The organism is Mycobacterium sp. TKK-01-0059, assembly GCF_000709305.1.
GTDB classification, from domain to species: Bacteria; Actinomycetota; Actinomycetes; order Mycobacteriales; family Mycobacteriaceae; genus Mycobacterium; species Mycobacterium intracellulare.
The window spans coordinates 3,650,502-3,665,069 of record NZ_KL446993.1; the positions used below are offsets into that span (position 1 = coordinate 3,650,502).

At 66.1% G+C, this 14,568-nt stretch carries 14 protein-coding genes; 4 read left to right on the forward strand and 10 right to left on the reverse strand.

The features are described from left to right. Positions 1-4 precede the first annotated feature (4 nt). The 4 genes from K883_RS17385 to K883_RS17400 form a co-directional block, all read right to left on the reverse strand. Entirely contained in the window at positions 5-445 is a 441-nt protein-coding gene (locus K883_RS17385) for an OsmC family peroxiredoxin (protein ID WP_020822168.1), read from the reverse strand. A 101-nt stretch (positions 446-546) separates the two neighbouring features. Continuing rightward, positions 547-1,680 carry a mandelate racemase/muconate lactonizing enzyme family protein gene (locus K883_RS17390; protein ID WP_020822169.1) on the reverse strand — a complete coding sequence of 378 codons (1,134 nt, stop codon included), beginning with the start codon at positions 1,678-1,680 and terminating at the stop codon, positions 547-549. A gap of 84 nt (positions 1,681-1,764) precedes the next feature. Further along, entirely contained in the window at positions 1,765-4,560 is a 2,796-nt protein-coding gene (locus K883_RS17395; protein WP_036455570.1) for an aconitate hydratase, read from the reverse strand. Between the two features lie 86 nt (positions 4,561-4,646). Further along, the gene (locus K883_RS17400) at positions 4,647-5,627 is read right to left on the reverse strand and encodes an Acg family FMN-binding oxidoreductase (RefSeq protein ID WP_020822171.1); all 981 of its coding nucleotides are present in this window, start codon (positions 5,625-5,627) and stop codon (positions 4,647-4,649) included. Between the two features lie 130 nt (positions 5,628-5,757). Between K883_RS17400 and K883_RS17405 the strand changes: the two genes are divergently transcribed. Both K883_RS17405 and K883_RS17410 read left to right on the forward strand, forming a co-directional pair. Then, a complete protein-coding gene (locus K883_RS17405) occupies positions 5,758-6,492 on the forward strand; it encodes a helix-turn-helix transcriptional regulator (protein WP_008255493.1) in 735 nt (244 codons plus the stop codon). After that, positions 6,485-6,922, forward strand: a complete 438-nt coding sequence (locus tag K883_RS17410) for a group III truncated hemoglobin (RefSeq protein ID WP_020822172.1) — start codon at positions 6,485-6,487, stop codon at positions 6,920-6,922. The genes K883_RS17405 and K883_RS17410 overlap by 8 nt, the downstream gene beginning before the upstream one ends. A 15-nt stretch (positions 6,923-6,937) precedes the next feature. Here K883_RS17410 and K883_RS17415 read toward each other — a convergent pair whose 3' ends face one another. Both K883_RS17415 and K883_RS17420 read right to left on the reverse strand, forming a co-directional pair. Next, the gene (locus K883_RS17415) at positions 6,938-7,684 is read right to left on the reverse strand and encodes a succinate dehydrogenase/fumarate reductase iron-sulfur subunit (RefSeq protein WP_036455053.1); all 747 of its coding nucleotides are present in this window, start codon (positions 7,682-7,684) and stop codon (positions 6,938-6,940) included. Positions 7,685-7,800: 116 nt separating this feature from the next. Continuing rightward, positions 7,801-8,208, reverse strand: a complete 408-nt coding sequence (locus tag K883_RS17420) for a cupin domain-containing protein (protein WP_231504851.1) — start codon at positions 8,206-8,208, stop codon at positions 7,801-7,803. A 52-nt stretch (positions 8,209-8,260) separates the two neighbouring features. Between K883_RS17420 and fdxA the strand changes: the two genes are divergently transcribed. Then, positions 8,261-8,614, forward strand: coding sequence for a ferredoxin (fdxA, locus tag K883_RS17425; protein ID WP_008255500.1), 354 nt, complete (start codon positions 8,261-8,263; stop codon positions 8,612-8,614). Between the two features lie 206 nt (positions 8,615-8,820). On the opposite strand, the gene K883_RS17430 is transcribed toward fdxA, so the two are convergent. From K883_RS17430 to K883_RS17445, 4 genes are all read right to left on the reverse strand, one after another. After that, a complete protein-coding gene (locus K883_RS17430; protein WP_009976198.1) occupies positions 8,821-9,288 on the reverse strand; it encodes a GreA/GreB family elongation factor in 468 nt (155 codons plus the stop codon). An 85-nt stretch (positions 9,289-9,373) separates the two neighbouring features. After that, positions 9,374-10,651 carry an NAD(P)/FAD-dependent oxidoreductase gene (locus K883_RS17435; RefSeq protein WP_036455056.1) on the reverse strand — a complete coding sequence of 426 codons (1,278 nt, stop codon included), beginning with the start codon at positions 10,649-10,651 and terminating at the stop codon, positions 9,374-9,376. Positions 10,652-10,789: 138 nt separating this feature from the next. Beyond that, complete coding sequence (locus K883_RS17440; protein ID WP_051197720.1) at positions 10,790-11,407, reverse strand: Rv1733c family protein; 618 nt, start codon at positions 11,405-11,407, stop codon at positions 10,790-10,792. 180 nt (positions 11,408-11,587) lie between these two features. Then, a complete protein-coding gene (locus K883_RS17445; protein WP_036455058.1) occupies positions 11,588-13,111 on the reverse strand; it encodes a PucR family transcriptional regulator in 1,524 nt (507 codons plus the stop codon). 330 nt (positions 13,112-13,441) lie between these two features. Between K883_RS17445 and K883_RS17450 the strand changes: the two genes are divergently transcribed. Beyond that, the gene (locus K883_RS17450) at positions 13,442-14,539 is read left to right on the forward strand and encodes a 3-keto-5-aminohexanoate cleavage protein (protein ID WP_036455059.1); all 1,098 of its coding nucleotides are present in this window, start codon (positions 13,442-13,444) and stop codon (positions 14,537-14,539) included. Positions 14,540-14,568 lie beyond the last annotated feature (29 nt).

Here is a 14,568-nt window from a genome sequence, read left to right on the forward strand (position 1 = left end):
TGTTCTAGTCGAGCTCGGCGTCGACGCTGATCGTGGCGCCGGCGAAGAGTCGCGACACCGGACACAGGGCTGCGGCCTGATCGACCACGGCCGCAAAGGATTCGGCATCCACACCGGCGACGCTCGCCCTGACCTTCAGCCGCGACGTGGTGATGGTCGGAACTCCGTCGACCGCATCGAGGGTTACGGTGGCGGTGACCTCGAGTCGCTGCGGCGGAGTGTGGTTCTCACCCAATTTCAGGGCCAAGGCCATCGAAAAGCACGACGAGTGCGCCGCCGCCGCGAGTTCTTCCGGGCTCGTCTTGCCGTCGGGCTGCTCGGTGCGAGACGCCCAGGTCAGAGGCAGGCCGTCGAGGGCTCCACTGCTATCCTGCGACAGCTTGCCCTCGCCCGACGCCAGCGGGCCTTCCCAGGTGGTTCGCGCCGCACGTTCCGCGATGCTCATAGTCCCCGATCCCTTTCTCCGCTGTTCTCGGCATTTATACAAGCTCTATTTGTGTAAACTCTAGAGGTCGCCGCGCGGGTTGGCCAGAGCGATCGGCATCGTCATGGTGTTGTGGGCCGGCGGTATGCGGTGATGACGTCGGGATCGGGGTCGATGCCCAGGCCCGGCCCCTGCGGGACCGTAATCCGGCCCGCCTTCGGGGCCAGGGCATCGCCGTAGATGAACGCTTCCAGCTCGAACCAGCGCCACTCGATCATGGCGTCGGCGCCGCCGAGCGCAGCGGTCGCATGAAGTGCCGCGAGCAGTCCGGGACCGTCGTAAAAGGAGTGCGTCATCACCGGGCTGTTGTGAACCGACGCGAGAGGAAAAACCTCGCTCAACTCGCTGATGCCTCCCATCTTGGCCGGGCTGGGCTGAACAAAGTCCACCGCTCCCGCGGCGAGCATCCGCTCGAATTCCAGTAGGGTAGAAGCGTTCTCGCCGGACGAGATCGGGATGCCGGTGGTTCGTCGCAGTGCGGCCAGGCCCTCGAAATTCTCCGGCGGCCACAGCGGCTCCTCGAGAAATTTGAGCCGAACCGCCCTGAGTTCGTCGGCGACGGCAGCGGCTTCGGTCAGCGTCCAAGGGCAGCCGGCGTCCACGATCAGCTCGACGTCGGGGCCGGCTTCCTCGCGGGCCGCGCGGATCGCCGGCATGCCCGCCTCGTGCAGCTTGAGCGCCGCAAAGCCGGCGTCGAGGGTTTTCCGGACGACGACCCGGACCAGCGACGGGTCGGAATAGCAGGCGAGGCTTGCGTAGCACGGCATGGCGGCGGCCCCGCCACCGAGAAGCTGGGACACCGGAGCGTTGGCGATTTTGCCGGCGATGTCCCACAGGGCGATGTCGACCGCCGAGAGGCCATAGGTCAACGCACCGCCGCGCCCGAACACGTGCAGCTTCTTTTGAATCTCCTGCATCAGCGGGCCGATTCGCGTGGCGTCCCTGCCGATGCACAGCGGTGCGATGAGTTGATCAACAGCAAGTTGGGCCGAATCGACGGCTTTGAAACCGAAGGCTTCCCCCCAACCTTCCACTCCGTCATCGGTGGTCACCTTGACGAGCAGCGAGTCCGCCGCGGACAGCGGGTCACCCCACAGCGACGCTCCAGGTGTGCTGCCCGCCTTGAGCGGGATTCGCAGGGGAATCGTCTCGATCGTGGCGATGACTGCGGCGCGGTCAGCGGTGATGGGCGTCATTCCGCTCCTGTGTGGCCCGCGGGTGTAGGCCGTCTTTCATGAGCGTCTCCTTCTCGAGTTATTGTGTCCGGCAAGCGGTTTGCGTTATTTTTTGCTGAGCAATTTGCGCAGCACGTACTGCATGATGCCGCCGTGCCGGTAGTAGTCGGCTTCGCCGGGAGTGTCGATGCGCACCTTCGCGTCGAACTCCACGTCACCGGCTTTGACGTGCAAGGTGTCGGGCAGCTCGTCGTTGAATGCGCTCACCCCGGTGATGTCGAAGGTTTCCTCACCGGTCAGTCCCAACGACTCGGCATCCTGTCCGTCCGGGAACTGCAGCGGCAACACTCCCATCCCGATCAGGTTGGAGCGGTGGATGCGCTCATAGGAAACCGCCAATACGGCGTGCACGCCCAGCAGCAGGGTCCCCTTGGCCGCCCAGTCTCGCGACGAGCCCGAGCCATATTCCTTACCCGCCAGGATCACCAGCGGCGTGCCGGCTGCGATGTAGTTCACCGAGGCGTCGTAAATGGTGGTAACCGGCCCGTCGGACTGGGTGAAGTCGCGGGTGAAACCGCCTTCGGTGTCCGGGGCAAGTTCGTTGCGCAGCCGGATGTTGGCGAACGTACCGCGGATCATCACCTCGTGGTTGCCGCGCCGGGATCCGTAGGAGTTGAAGTCTTTGCGCTCAATGCCGTTCTCGGACAGATACTTTCCAGCCGGCGAGTCGGCTCTGATCGATCCTGCCGGACTGATGTGGTCGGTGGTGACCGAGTCGCCCAACTTGGCCAGCACGCGCGCGTCGGTGATGTCATCGATCGGTCGGGGTTCGCGTGTCATGCCGTCGAAGTAGGGCGGCTGACGCACGTAGGTGGAGTCGTCGTCCCACTGGAAGGTGTCGCTATCGGGCACCGGAAGCGAACGCCAGTTCTCGTCGCCCGTGAAGACATTGGCGTAGCTCGCGGCGAACATCTCGGCCTGCAGATGGTCCTTGACGACCGCGTCGACCTCTTCGGCTGACGGCCAGATGTCCCGGAGGTATACCGGCCCGCCGTCGCTGCCGGTGCCGATCGGATCACTCAGCAGATTGGTGTGCAAGGTACCGGCCAGCGCGTAGGCGACCACCAGCGGTGGGGAGGCCAAAAAATTCATCTTGGTCTCGGGGTGAATGCGGCCCTCGAAGTTGCGGTTGCCCGATAGCACCGAAGACACCGTCAGGTCATTGTCGGTCACCGCTGTGCTCACCTCGGGGATCAGCGGGCCAGAGTTCCCGATGCACGTGGTGCAGCCATAGCCCACTAGGTTGAAGCCGAGCTTGTCCAAATACGGTGTCAGTCCCGACTTTTCGTAGTAGTCGGTGACCACCCGTGAACCGGGGGCCAGTGAGGTCTTGACCCAGGGTTTGCGGCTGAGACCCTTCTCCACCGCCTTCTTGGCCAGCAGTGCGGCGCCTACCATCACCGACGGGTTGGAGGTGTTCGTGCACGACGTGATCGCTGCGATCACCACGTGACCGTTGTCGACTTCGGTGCGGGTGCCGTCGGACAATTCGACGACCACGGCGGTCGATAGCCACTCACCCTCGACGCAGTCGGTGTCCGGCGTACGCGGTCTGCCCGCAGGGCTGCTGGTGTTGCCGAACGCGATCGGGTCGCTGGCCGGGAACGAGTCTGCCGAAGCCTCATCGAGTTCGGACAAGGCCTCCTCGGTTGTCTTCGCCCCGCCGAGCAGCGCGCACACGGTCTGCGGCGCCAACCGCAGCGGGATGCGATCTTGCGGCCGTTTCGGCCCGGCGATCGACGGCTCGATGCTGCCCAGGTCCAACTCGAGGACTTGCGAGTACGTCGGCTCGCGGTCGGGGTCGTGCCACATGCCCTGCTCTTTGGTGTAAGCCTCGACCAGCTTGATCTGGTGTTCGGAGCGGCCGGTCAGCCGCAAGTAGTCGCACGTGACGGCGTCGACGGGGAAGATCGCGCAGGTGGCCCCGTACTCCGGACTCATATTGCCGATGGTGGCCCGGTTGGCCAGCGGCACGTTGGCCACCCCGGGACCGAAGAATTCGACGAATTTGCCGACCACGCCGGTACGACGCAGCAGCTCGGCCACGGTCAACACCAGGTCGGTGGCCGTGGTGCCGGCCGGTAGTTCGCCGCTGAGTTTGAGGCCGACGACCGGCGGGAGCAGCATGCTCATCGGTTGGCCCAGCATCGCCGCCTCGGCCTCGATGCCGCCCACGCCCCAGCCCAATACACCCAGGCCGTTGACCATCGGGGTATGCGAGTCGGTGCCGACCAGGGTGTCGGGGTAGGCCAGCGGGCCGTCCGCGCTGTCGCGGGTGAACACCACTCGGGCCAGGTATTCAAGGTTGACCTGGTGGCAGATGCCGGTGTCTGGAGGCACTACCGAAAAGTCGTCGAATGCCTGCTGCGCCCAGCGCAGCAATTGGTAGCGCTCAGCGTTCCGCTGAAACTCCAGCTCCGCGTTGATCTTGAACGCGTCCGCGCGTCCGAAGACATCGGCGATCACCGAGTGGTCGATCACCAACTCGGTCGGGCACAGCGGGTTGATCCTCTTGGTGTCGCCGCCCAGATCGGTGATGGCGTCGCGCATCGCGACCAGGTCGACCACACATGGCACGCCCGTGAAGTCCTGCATCAAGACACGGGCGGGGGTGTAGGCGATCTCCCGGCCATGTTCGGCGGCCGGATCCCAATCTGCCAGTGCCTGGACTTGCTCGGCCGTCACCAGATGGCCGTCTTCGTTGCGCAGCAGATCTTCCAGCAGAACCTTCAGGCTGTACGGCAGCCGGGCCGAACCGTCGATTCGATCAAGGCGGTGGATGAGGTATGACTGCTCGTCGACCGTAAGCCGGTCCAGGGTTCCAAAGCTGTTCGATGCCATCGCATTCACCTCACCGGTTGTGGGCGACCCCTTCACCACCGTAGTCAAAGAAGCGGATCAAAGGGCAGTGGTCGCGGGGGCGAGACTCAACTCGTCAGCCGCAAGACATCGGCGAGCGCGCGCCGCGGCGTGGGTGGTGGTGCCGCGTCGAGTGCCGGTGCGACACCCACTCGGATCAACACCTGGGGGAGATCGGTATGGCCCGTCAGTGCCGCGAGTAGTTCACGGCTGACCGATAGCTCGGTCAGTTGCGATACGGGGCAGGTGGCCAAACCGGCCATCGTGCATTCCAGAAGGACGCTCGAGAGCACCTCGCCGCACGCCAGCGCGTTGGCGTGACTGTCATCTTCGGTGGACAGCATCAGGATCTTCGAGAAATCTCGCGTCACGCCGGCGCGCCTGTCCAGATCGCGGGTGAAGGGAAAGTGGCGGTTGACGCCAACCCGCTTTGACTCGGCCGCCGAAATCAACGAGCTATAGGGGATCCCCTCTGATGCCTCGAACGGCCCTGTCCACCAGTCGAGTTCGAGATGGTACGAGGAGTCATAGAGGCGCAGCGACTCGGTGAACGCGGCAGCTTCGGCCAGCCGTGGGCGCATCTCCTCCGGCAGTACATCCAATCGCACCGCGCCGGCGCCGAGTCGACCGCGCAGCGCGGCCTCCAACGATTCCCAGTCCACCGGCGCGAGGAACGGCAGACGATCGGTTCGACGTCGCAGGATCGCGTCGGCGCGCCGCCGCTGCTCGTCCGTCACTGCGTCCGTGGGGGCGATGGTCACCCTGGCCAGGTGCGCGGGATTGTCCGGATCGGGAAACCGGTCGACCTCGGCGCTCCAGCCCGCGGCGGCCATCGCCACCCGAAGGTGTTCGAGCGCACCGCCGCAGCCGATGTGGGCCTCGCGCATCGATCGATCCGCGTGTACGACACGGGCCACATCGAGAAACAGGTCCAGCCGGGGGCCGTCGGCCACCCACCGCCAGGGCTGGGTGTTGTACAGCGACGGAGCGCGGCAGGCCAACCGGACCGCGTTCTCGATGACCTGGGTCTCTACCATGGTGTCCAACACGGCGCACCTCCGGTTTCTGTGCTGCCCCAATGTCGTTCGCTACCGGAGACATCTGGGGAGTGCGGTGCTATTATTAATGAATAATATCCTCGAAATAGCCAGAAGGCAACCGGACGAGAGGACGGACGGGGTGGGCGAGCAGCACGGAGACGAGGCCGGACGGCCGCACCGCGCGGCGCAGAACCGGCAGCGCCAACGAGTTTTTGAACTGGTGCGCGAGCATGGCGAACCGGTCGATGCGGCCGAACTCGCCGCGCGGCTTGCGCTGCACACGACGACGGTGCGTTTTCATCTCGACGCGTTGTGCGCCGAGGGACTGGTCAAGCGGACCCGGATCACGAGGACCGGTGTGGGCCGGCCCCGCACCGGCTACCGCGCGGTGCGCGAGCGACTGGACTATCGAATCCTGGCCGAGATCCTGGCCTTGGAACTCGGTGATACCGCCGATAAGAGGCGGCGCCGCGCCGAAGCCGCCGGCCGTCGCTGGGCCGAGCGGATCGCCGACGACGTCCCGCACGAAGACGCTGCGGGACAACGTGTTCCATCCGACGCGGCACCGAAGAAGGCCGCTGACGAGCGATCGGCGATGATCACGACGGTATTCGACAGGATGGGATTCGGTCCCGAGCCGGTTCCGGCACAAAAATCGACTCGCGACTATCAGCGGACGATCCGCCTGCACAGCTGCCCGGTCCGCGATCTGGCCCGTGATCACCCCGAGGTGGCGTGCGCGTTGCATCGCGGCCTGCTGCAGGGTCTGGCCGGCCCGACGAAGCCGGTCGGTTCGACTCCGGGGATGCACGTCGAGCTGGAGCCGTTCGTCGAACCCGAATTGTGCCTCGCGACGGTGATCGCGCATGACTGAGTTGTGTGTTCCCGTCGGCCAGGCGGACGCAGATCTGGTCGCCCGCGCGGACATCGAGGCGCTGTTGCGCCGGTTTTATGGCCGGGTGATGGTCGACGACACCCTCGCCGAACCCTTCTCGGAGTTGCGGAGCAAGGGCCTGGAGTCGCACATCCCGGTGATGGCCAACTTCTGGGAGACGGTGCTGTTCCGCGCCGGACTGTACCGCGGCAGCGCATTGCACGCCCACCGGCACGTCCATCAACGAATCCCGTTGGGGGACAGCCATTTCGTCCGCTGGCTGACCGTATGGAACGCCACCGTCGATGAGATGTTCCGGGGGCCCATCGCCGAGCGCGCGAAGATCCAGGGCGCCCGGATCGCCTGGGCGATGCACCGACGGCTGACGGGCGCGGACTCGCCGGAACTCGACAGCCTGGTCCCGCGCTGAACGCCGAGGGGCGCACTACCGGCGAAAGAATTTGCGCCCCAGCCAGGCCGCCGGGTCGTATCTGCGGCCGGCGACGCGTTCCTTCATGGGAATGATGGCGTTGTCGGTGATCTTGATGTTCTCCGGGCAGACCTCGGTGCAGCATTTGGTGATGTTGCACAGTCCCAGTCCCTGCTGATCGTGGGCGAGGTCACGTCGATCGGCGGTATCGAGGGGATGCATCTCCAGTTCGGCGAGGCGAATGAACATGCGTGGTCCCGCATACGCTCGCTTGTTGTCCTCGTGGTCACGGATCACGTGGCAGACGTTCTGGCACAGGAAGCATTCGATGCACTTGCGGAACTCCTGCGAGCGCTGGATGTCGACCTGGGCCATCCGGTACTCACCGGGACCAAGATCCTTCGGCGGTGCAAAAGACGGTATCTCTCTGGCCTTTTCATAGTTGAACGAGACATCGGTGACGAGATCGCGAATTACCGGGAAGGCTCGCATCGGGGTGACGGTGACGGCTTCGTTCTCGGTGAAGCTCGACGTGCGGGTCATGCACATCAACCGCGGGTAGCCGTTGATCTCCGCGGAGCACGACCCACATTTGCCCGCTTTGCAGTTCCAGCGCACTGCGAGGTCGGGAACTTGCGTGGCCTGCAGCCGGTGGATGATGTCAAGCACGACCTCGCCCTCGTTGACTTCGACGGAGAACTCGTGGAATTCGCCCCCGTGCTCGTCGCCGCGCCACACTCGAATATTCCCGTTGTAAGTCATCAAACGCCTCCGTCCCGTCAGTAGGCTATGCATCCAATCGGTCCCTGCCGCGCAGGAAATAGCCAGCGAGCCGACAACTTCCTTGAATCAAGGATTGTTGCCATCGCTTCCTCCAACTACGGCGGCAGGATTTTCCACTTCTGGTTCACCGTCAGGTAGCGAAGTCCGTCCGGGCCGGCGATGAACTGCGGACGCGCCCGACCTGGGAGCCATAACACGGCGCCGGGCGCCAGTTGGATCGTGTTCTTGGCGGTGGTGAGCCGGCCGCTGCCGGACAGCACGTGGATCATGGCGTCGACTTCGGTTCTGGGGGCGTCGATTTCGCCGTCGGGCGGCAGCGTGACAATGTTCCAGTCCAGGTGTTGTTCGCGCATGCCGGACCGCTTGGCCACTCGGGCGTCTTCGGGCAATCGGCCTGTCGGCAAGCCGGCATCGGCGGCCAGGACCGTCGATCGCATGCCGGACCTGGGCAGCCGCGCGTCGCCGAGTTCGTTGTCGGCCAGGGGTTTCGCGTTCTCGGTCATCGGCGCCCGCTCCATCTGGTTTATACAAGCCAACTTGTGTAAACTCTACGGCATGGCATACGTGATAGGAAAGCCATGCGTAGACGTGATGGACCGGGCCTGCGTCGAGGAGTGCCCGGTCGACTGCATCTACGAGGGTGGCCGGGCGCTGTACATTCATCCCGACGAGTGCGTGGATTGCGGGGCGTGCGAACCCGTTTGCCCCGTCGAGGCGATCTACTACGAGGATGACCTGCCCGAGGAGTTGCAGCCGTATCAGGCGGACAATGCGGCGTTCTTTTCCGAGACGCTGGAAGGCCGTGACGAGCCTCTGGGGTCGCCGGGCGGGGCCGCCAAGATCGGCCCGCTCGGCGTCGACACACCGCTGGTGGCCAGCCTGCCCAAGCAGGAACCCGAGCAAGCGTGACCGCGGTCGTCATGCCGCGCGAGCGGCCACGGGGAATCTCGGGGTGAGCACCGCGTGCGTGCTGCTGCTCGTCACCCTGTGACGTGAATCCCCGCCTCACCCATCACATTCGCCCGTACGCGACGGCCATCAGCAGAAAGATCCCCGCGACCAGAAGAAACATCGTCGCCAACGGGTCGATCACATCGAAAATCATGGAATCGCCATCAGCTGATGCCGGCTAGGTGAACGCCGTAGGGGACGGCCTTCAGCAGTGTGACGGTGAGCGCGACACCGCTGGGCAGGGTATAGGTGCGCTGCTCGCCGGGACGCGCACCGGCGATGGCGGCGCCCAGCGGTGATCGGATCGAATAGACCTCCATGCCACCGTATTCGGCGCCGCGCACGCTGAACAGGAACGTTTCGACCTCGCCGGTGTCGTCGTAGCGGATGGTCAAAACCATTCCGGGCTCGGCGATCCCGTCATCGGGCGGGTCCTCACCGACGACCGCATCGACCAACAACTCATGGATCCGTCGGATGCGCACCTGCCACGCACGCTGGACGGCGATCGAATTCTCGTCATTGGCGCTACCGACGGCGTTGGTGTCACACAACTCCCGCAGCGTCGCCAATTCCCGCTGAAGCCGCTCGTAGGCCTGCGGTGAAATCCATGCGGGTTGAGTGCTGGTCATATCTTTTCCCTTCTTCTGACAGCGTTGGAGCGCGCCCGAGAACGTGCTCGCGGGCGAGGATTGGCGGAAGGCTTGCTTTCCGGGGTTAACGGGTGGCGTGACGCAGGGTCCGGTGCCGCGGGTCGAATTCGGCGAGAGCCTGGGGCTGCTTGCCGGTGGTGATCTGTTCGGCGAGCAGCCGCCCGGTCACCGGGCCGTGTGCCAAACCCCACATGCCGTGCCCGCCCGCCACATACACGCCACGCACCAGCTCACCGATCAGCGGGCGGCCATCGGGGGGGACCGCGCAAGCACCGGCCCAGACATTGCTGCGCGCGGCCCAATCCACCCCGTCGAGTAGGGAACTGGCGTCGGCGGCGATGGCCTCCACCCGCTCGCGTGGGTGCGGCGGGTGGCGTCGGCGGAGTTCCAAGGCGCCTGAAACACGCAGCGCGCCTTTGTAGGGCGTGCACGCGACCCGAATGTCCGGCAGGTAGATAGGCGCCAGTATCGGGCGGTCCACCGGCACGGTGAACGAGTAGCCGCTCTGGGCCTGCACGGGGACGCGCAGCCAGCGGCCGGCCAGCCGCGACAACCGATCACCGGTGGCGATGACCGCGGCATCGGCGGTCAGCGGGTCGCCGCGGCGCGGGTGCACCACGGCCCCGTGATTCGAGCCGTGGACGTCGTCGACTTCCAGCCTGTGCATCGCCGCCCCGCGGGCCATCACCGAGCGGCCCAGGGCTTCGACGAACCGTCGCGGGTCGACGAACCGCTGTCCATTGATGTTTAGCCCCGCGGTGACTTCCGGGGAGGCCAGGGGCACTTGCTCGCGCAGCGCCGCGCCGGAGAGCGCGGTGACATACATTGGCTGTCCGGCGTTTTCGAGCTGCTGCAGCGATTCCAGCATGCGCTGCGCCTCTTTGGTGCTGCGAAACAGCGCGGTGATCGGCGCGTCGGTGATCGGTGCGTCGACCCCGTTGGCGATCAGCACGTCGAAGGCTTCGATGCAGTCCTCGTTGAGCGCCACGCCGGCGCGCAGGGCCCGCTGCGACGACGCACGCCGATGAGGCGGGGACAGCTGCATGAAAATGGCCCCCAGGTGCGCGCCGAGGGTCGACGGCAGCTGCGGCGGCATGGCCGGCTCGCGAACGGCCTGCCATTCGTCGCGCAGCACGCCGGCGGGCTGGAGCGGAAAAGTCAGTGCCGGGGCGATCCATCCCGCATTGCCCCATGACGCGCCCGCTGCAACGCCCGTGCGGTCGACCACCGTGACGTCGACACCACGTTCCTGGAGGAACCACGCCGTGGACAACCCGGCGACGCCGGCGCCCACGACGATCACGGATCTGGGCCCGCCGTCAATAGATTCGACGCCACCCATCGCGCACCTCCGCAACTGATCTTCTGACTGGTGAAGTCCATGGTGGTGTGGACGGGTGCCGCGGTGGTTGCCGGAATCCGACAATGCGGGACTGGGCCGTTGTGCCGAACCGACAACGCCGCTGCTGCCGTTACCTCATCAATGCCCAACTAGGCTGTCGAAGTCCCGTTGCCATCGGGCGTAGCGCGACCGGTCGAGGGCGACACGGACGACGCCGAACAAGCCCGCCGCCAACAAACTCACGGTGGACCAGGTCGCCACGGCGAACGCCACCCCCGCGTCGACAGCGGTCCGCACCGCTGGGCGCACCGGGGCGCCCTTGCCATCGACCCAAATCTCAAACGCGTCACCGGACTTCACGTTCAACGGCGCGGAAACGTCGCCGGTGTGCTCGATCCCGTCGACCGACCATCGTGCAGGCACCGTCACCGTTGGGCTTTCGAGATCCCTGCGCGAGTGGCTGTCGCCGATGGACGTCGCGGTCACCTGCCGGCGAGCCTGCTCGGCGTGAACGCGGCTGCTGGACTCGTGGACGGCGGTTCCCACGGCAGCCCCGATGGGAACCCCCAGTAGCGAGATCGCGACGGCCAAGACCAACACCAGCGCCTCCACCCGGTCGCTGGCGCGTATCAGCGGGTTGTGCCCGAACAATCGCGAAGACAGTCCCCGCGGCAACGGCACTGTGAAGCTCTCCATGGCGGCGCCATCGTCCGGGTCGCCTGCGGGCCGAAGATGATCGGGACGGTGGGTGCTCATCGGATGTTTCCTATCGACGGGTCGGCGCGGGCTTTGATCGCACACGGCAGCCGGAAACACGCCGCCACTGAAACCGGCCACGGGTGACAACCTCATGATGGCGGGCATGATCGCCACAGGGTTTGCCGAGCCAAGACAACCGGGCCGCGGCGCTTTGTCGGATCCCGACAGCCCCGTCGGTCAGTCGGTGTCGGTTGCCGCGAGCTCGATCATCATCGCCAGCCGCTTTCTGGCGTCGTCCAACGACAGGTTGGTGAGCTCGGCCATTTTGCGCAGCCGGTAACGGACGGTGTTCTCGTGCACTCCCAGCCGTTCGCCGGCCTCGGTCGGGTCGCCCTGGGCCTGTAGCCACGCTCGCAGCGTGAGCACGTAGTCCGTTCCGTTGGCCTGGTCGTGGCGGCGCAGTTCGGCCACCGGTCCGCGGGTCGGGGCGCGCCCTGAGCGTGCCGCGGCTCGCAGCCGCTGCAGCAGGATGTCGTCCCACGACTCGTCGTAGGCCGGCGGCGCGGCGGTCGGCGACATCTCGTGCAATGCCAGGCATTCGTCGGCCTCCTGGCGAGCGGCGGCGAGGTCCGCCAGCTCGGCCACACCGCTGATCCCGGCGATCACCGTCACCCGCTCGGGCAGGGCCGCGTGCAAAGTCGTCACCCAGCGCCGCGCCGTCGCCGCGTCCTCGCCGGGGAGCACGGTGTAGACGATATTGCCCGCCAACGCGCTGCGCCCCGGCCGTGACCAGCCGAACCCCGTGGTGGCGCGCTCGAACGCCAACAGCAACGCCGCATCGCGGTCGGTCCCGACGAACGCCTGCACCGCGATCACGCGCAAACCGTTGTGCGCCAGGCCCAACCTGCTCGCCACCGTGGACGCGTCGGTCGCGCCCTCCAGCAATCGGATCACCAGCTCGGACTCGACCTGGCGCTCCAGGTCGGCGCTCGCGCGTGACCGCAGCAGGTGCAGGGCCACGGTGTGCGCGCCATCGGCCAGGGCCCCGCGCGCCGCGTCGTCCAGCGGCGCCGGGCATGCCACCCACACCGACCCGATCAGTTCCGCGCCGGATCGCACCGCAACCACCATGCGTCCGGTCAGACCCTGGTCAGGGGCCTCGGCGATAAACAGCGGCTCGTCGGAGACCGCCAGGTGAGCCAGCACCCCACGCGCCTCGAACAGCGCGCGCAGTGGTTCCGGCGTCTGCCGTCCAAGGATCGTCTCGACCCGTGCCGGGTCTGCATGTTGCTGCAGCCTCGAGTACGCCAACACCCGCAACAGACGGTCGTGGATGACGACGGCGCTACCGATCGCGTCTGCCAAACTATCGGCCAGCGCGAACAGATCGGTTGGGCCGCGCCCGGATTCCGTCTCGCGACCTTCCAGCACCAGGCCGTAGACCACCGCCGCGACCGCGCTCCATGACACCGCCTCGTCGATGACCATCACCGCGCCGACACCGGTGTCGCTGTCAAAGGTCACCGGCGCGTCACGGTCGCTCAGCACCACCACGATCGCGCGCGCCGACGCCGCCCAGCGCACCGCCTCGTCGTGGGAGCCGGCGCCGATGGCCAGCAAAACGTCGCCGACGACCGGCCGTTCGGTGGGCGGCTCGTGGACGACCACGCTGCGCAGCTCGGTCGAGCGGGGCACCGACGACCAACGCAACCGGACGCCATACCCACCCAGGACGTTCACCAGGCGGTCCAGTGTGATCATGCGCCGGCTCCAACGGTGTGCAGAAACGAGAGGTAGGTGCCTTGTATTGTGCCCCGGATCGCGAGCGGTAAGCCGATTGTGGCTGCGGAGTCGGAATTCGCAGCGGTCTACCGCGGGTTTCGGCCGGACCGCCCTAGGCGGTCAGCCGCAGTGAGGCAAGCCATCACGCCGCGCCAGTCGTCCGATGCGGTCCGTTCTGGTCAACGCGCCCGACGACGTCTAGACTTTTCACAATTTCATTTGTAAAAACATAGGGCGGGCATGTGCCGCGCGGGCCGCGATCAGCCACCGGCCGGCGATGGGCATCTGCGAAGAAAGGGCAGCGGCGCAATGAGTTTTCGCGACGACGGCAAGGTGTACCTCGAAGTCGGGGTCAACGAAGACGTCAGCAAGGATGAAAACCCGAATGTGCCCTACGGCGCCGAAGAGACGGCGCGCGACGTGGTCGAGTGCATTCAGCGCGGAGCCACCGCCGTCCAATTCCATGCCCGCTACGACGACGGCCGGCAGGCGTGGGCCGACGACGAGGTCTCCCGCACCATCTTGGCTGCCGCGGCCCGCGACGTTGACCCGTTGGCCTACCCGGGCTACGCCGGTAGCCTCGACCACATCTGGGCGCTGGCCGAGCACCCACCCGCCGGTACAGGACTGCTGCTCGCGCCGTTCGACCCCGCCCAACACGTCAAGCGTGTGCTGTGGCAGGAGGACGAAAACCAGTTCAAGACGGTCGGTTTCGACGATTCTAACGGTTCGCAGCCGTCTTACCCGCCCGAACTCGACCGGTTCACCAAGCTGGGCCTGGTGCCCAGCATCGGTGTGTTCAACGACGTCGACTTGCGCTGGGTGATACTGGCGGCCCGCATCGGGATCTTGCGGCAACCGCTGAACATCAAGTTGTTCTTTTCCGATCGCTGGGTCTCCTATAACGATCCCGACCCCGATGTCCTCGATTACCTGGTCTCGCGCATCCCGAAGTGGATCGACCACGAGATCGTTGTCGTTCCGTATGCGATGAGCTCCGCCGAACGGCGCCAAGAGCTTTGGGAACATGCGCTCAACCGCGGGCTCGGCATCCGGGTGGGCATCGGGGATTGCCCGACGATATCGCGGACCACCACCAACGCCCAGCTGGTGGATCGCGCGGTCAACCTCGTGACCAAACGGGAACTCACGCCCGCCACGCAGGATGACGTACGCGCCCGCTTCGCCGCGGCCGAGGTGGACGAAAGCGAGTTGGTAAGGGTCGTCGTCAACCGGAACCGGTGTATGGGATGGGGCGTCTGCTACTCGCACGCGCCAGAGATCTACCAACCCGATGCCGAGGGATACTGTGTCGTCGTGAAGCCCCACGTCGACCCCAGCCTGCTGGAGAAGGCCCTCGAGGGCGCGGCGAGCTGCCCGGAACGGGCGATCCGCGTCGAGGTGTGACATCGCCCGCGGCCGGACGATGCCCAGCG

Bases quoted from the DNA above. Each gene is read 5' to 3' on its own strand.
- K883_RS17415 (WP_036455053.1), bottom strand. From the start codon at position 7,684: ATGACTTACAACGGGAATATTCGAGTGTGGCGCGGCGACGAGCACGGG.
- K883_RS17430 (WP_009976198.1), bottom strand. From the start codon at position 9,288: ATGACCAGCACTCAACCCGCATGGATTTCACCGCAGGCCTACGAGCGG.
- K883_RS17450 (WP_036455059.1), top strand. From the start codon at position 13,442: ATGAGTTTTCGCGACGACGGCAAGGTGTACCTCGAAGTCGGGGTCAAC.
- K883_RS17435 (WP_036455056.1), bottom strand. From the start codon at position 10,651: ATGGGTGGCGTCGAATCTATTGACGGCGGGCCCAGATCCGTGATCGTC.
- K883_RS17440 (WP_051197720.1), bottom strand. From the start codon at position 11,407: ATGAGCACCCACCGTCCCGATCATCTTCGGCCCGCAGGCGACCCGGAC.
- K883_RS17410 (WP_020822172.1), top strand. From the start codon at position 6,485: ATGACTGAGTTGTGTGTTCCCGTCGGCCAGGCGGACGCAGATCTGGTC.
- K883_RS17445 (WP_036455058.1), bottom strand. From the start codon at position 13,111: ATGATCACACTGGACCGCCTGGTGAACGTCCTGGGTGGGTATGGCGTC.
- K883_RS17420 (WP_231504851.1), bottom strand. From the start codon at position 8,208: ATGACCGAGAACGCGAAACCCCTGGCCGACAACGAACTCGGCGACGCG.
- K883_RS17390 (WP_020822169.1), bottom strand. From the start codon at position 1,680: ATGACGCCCATCACCGCTGACCGCGCCGCAGTCATCGCCACGATCGAG.
- K883_RS17385 (WP_020822168.1), bottom strand. From the start codon at position 445: ATGAGCATCGCGGAACGTGCGGCGCGAACCACCTGGGAAGGCCCGCTG.
- K883_RS17395 (WP_036455570.1), bottom strand. From the start codon at position 4,560: ATGGCATCGAACAGCTTTGGAACCCTGGACCGGCTTACGGTCGACGAG.
- fdxA (WP_008255500.1), top strand. From the start codon at position 8,261: ATGGCATACGTGATAGGAAAGCCATGCGTAGACGTGATGGACCGGGCC.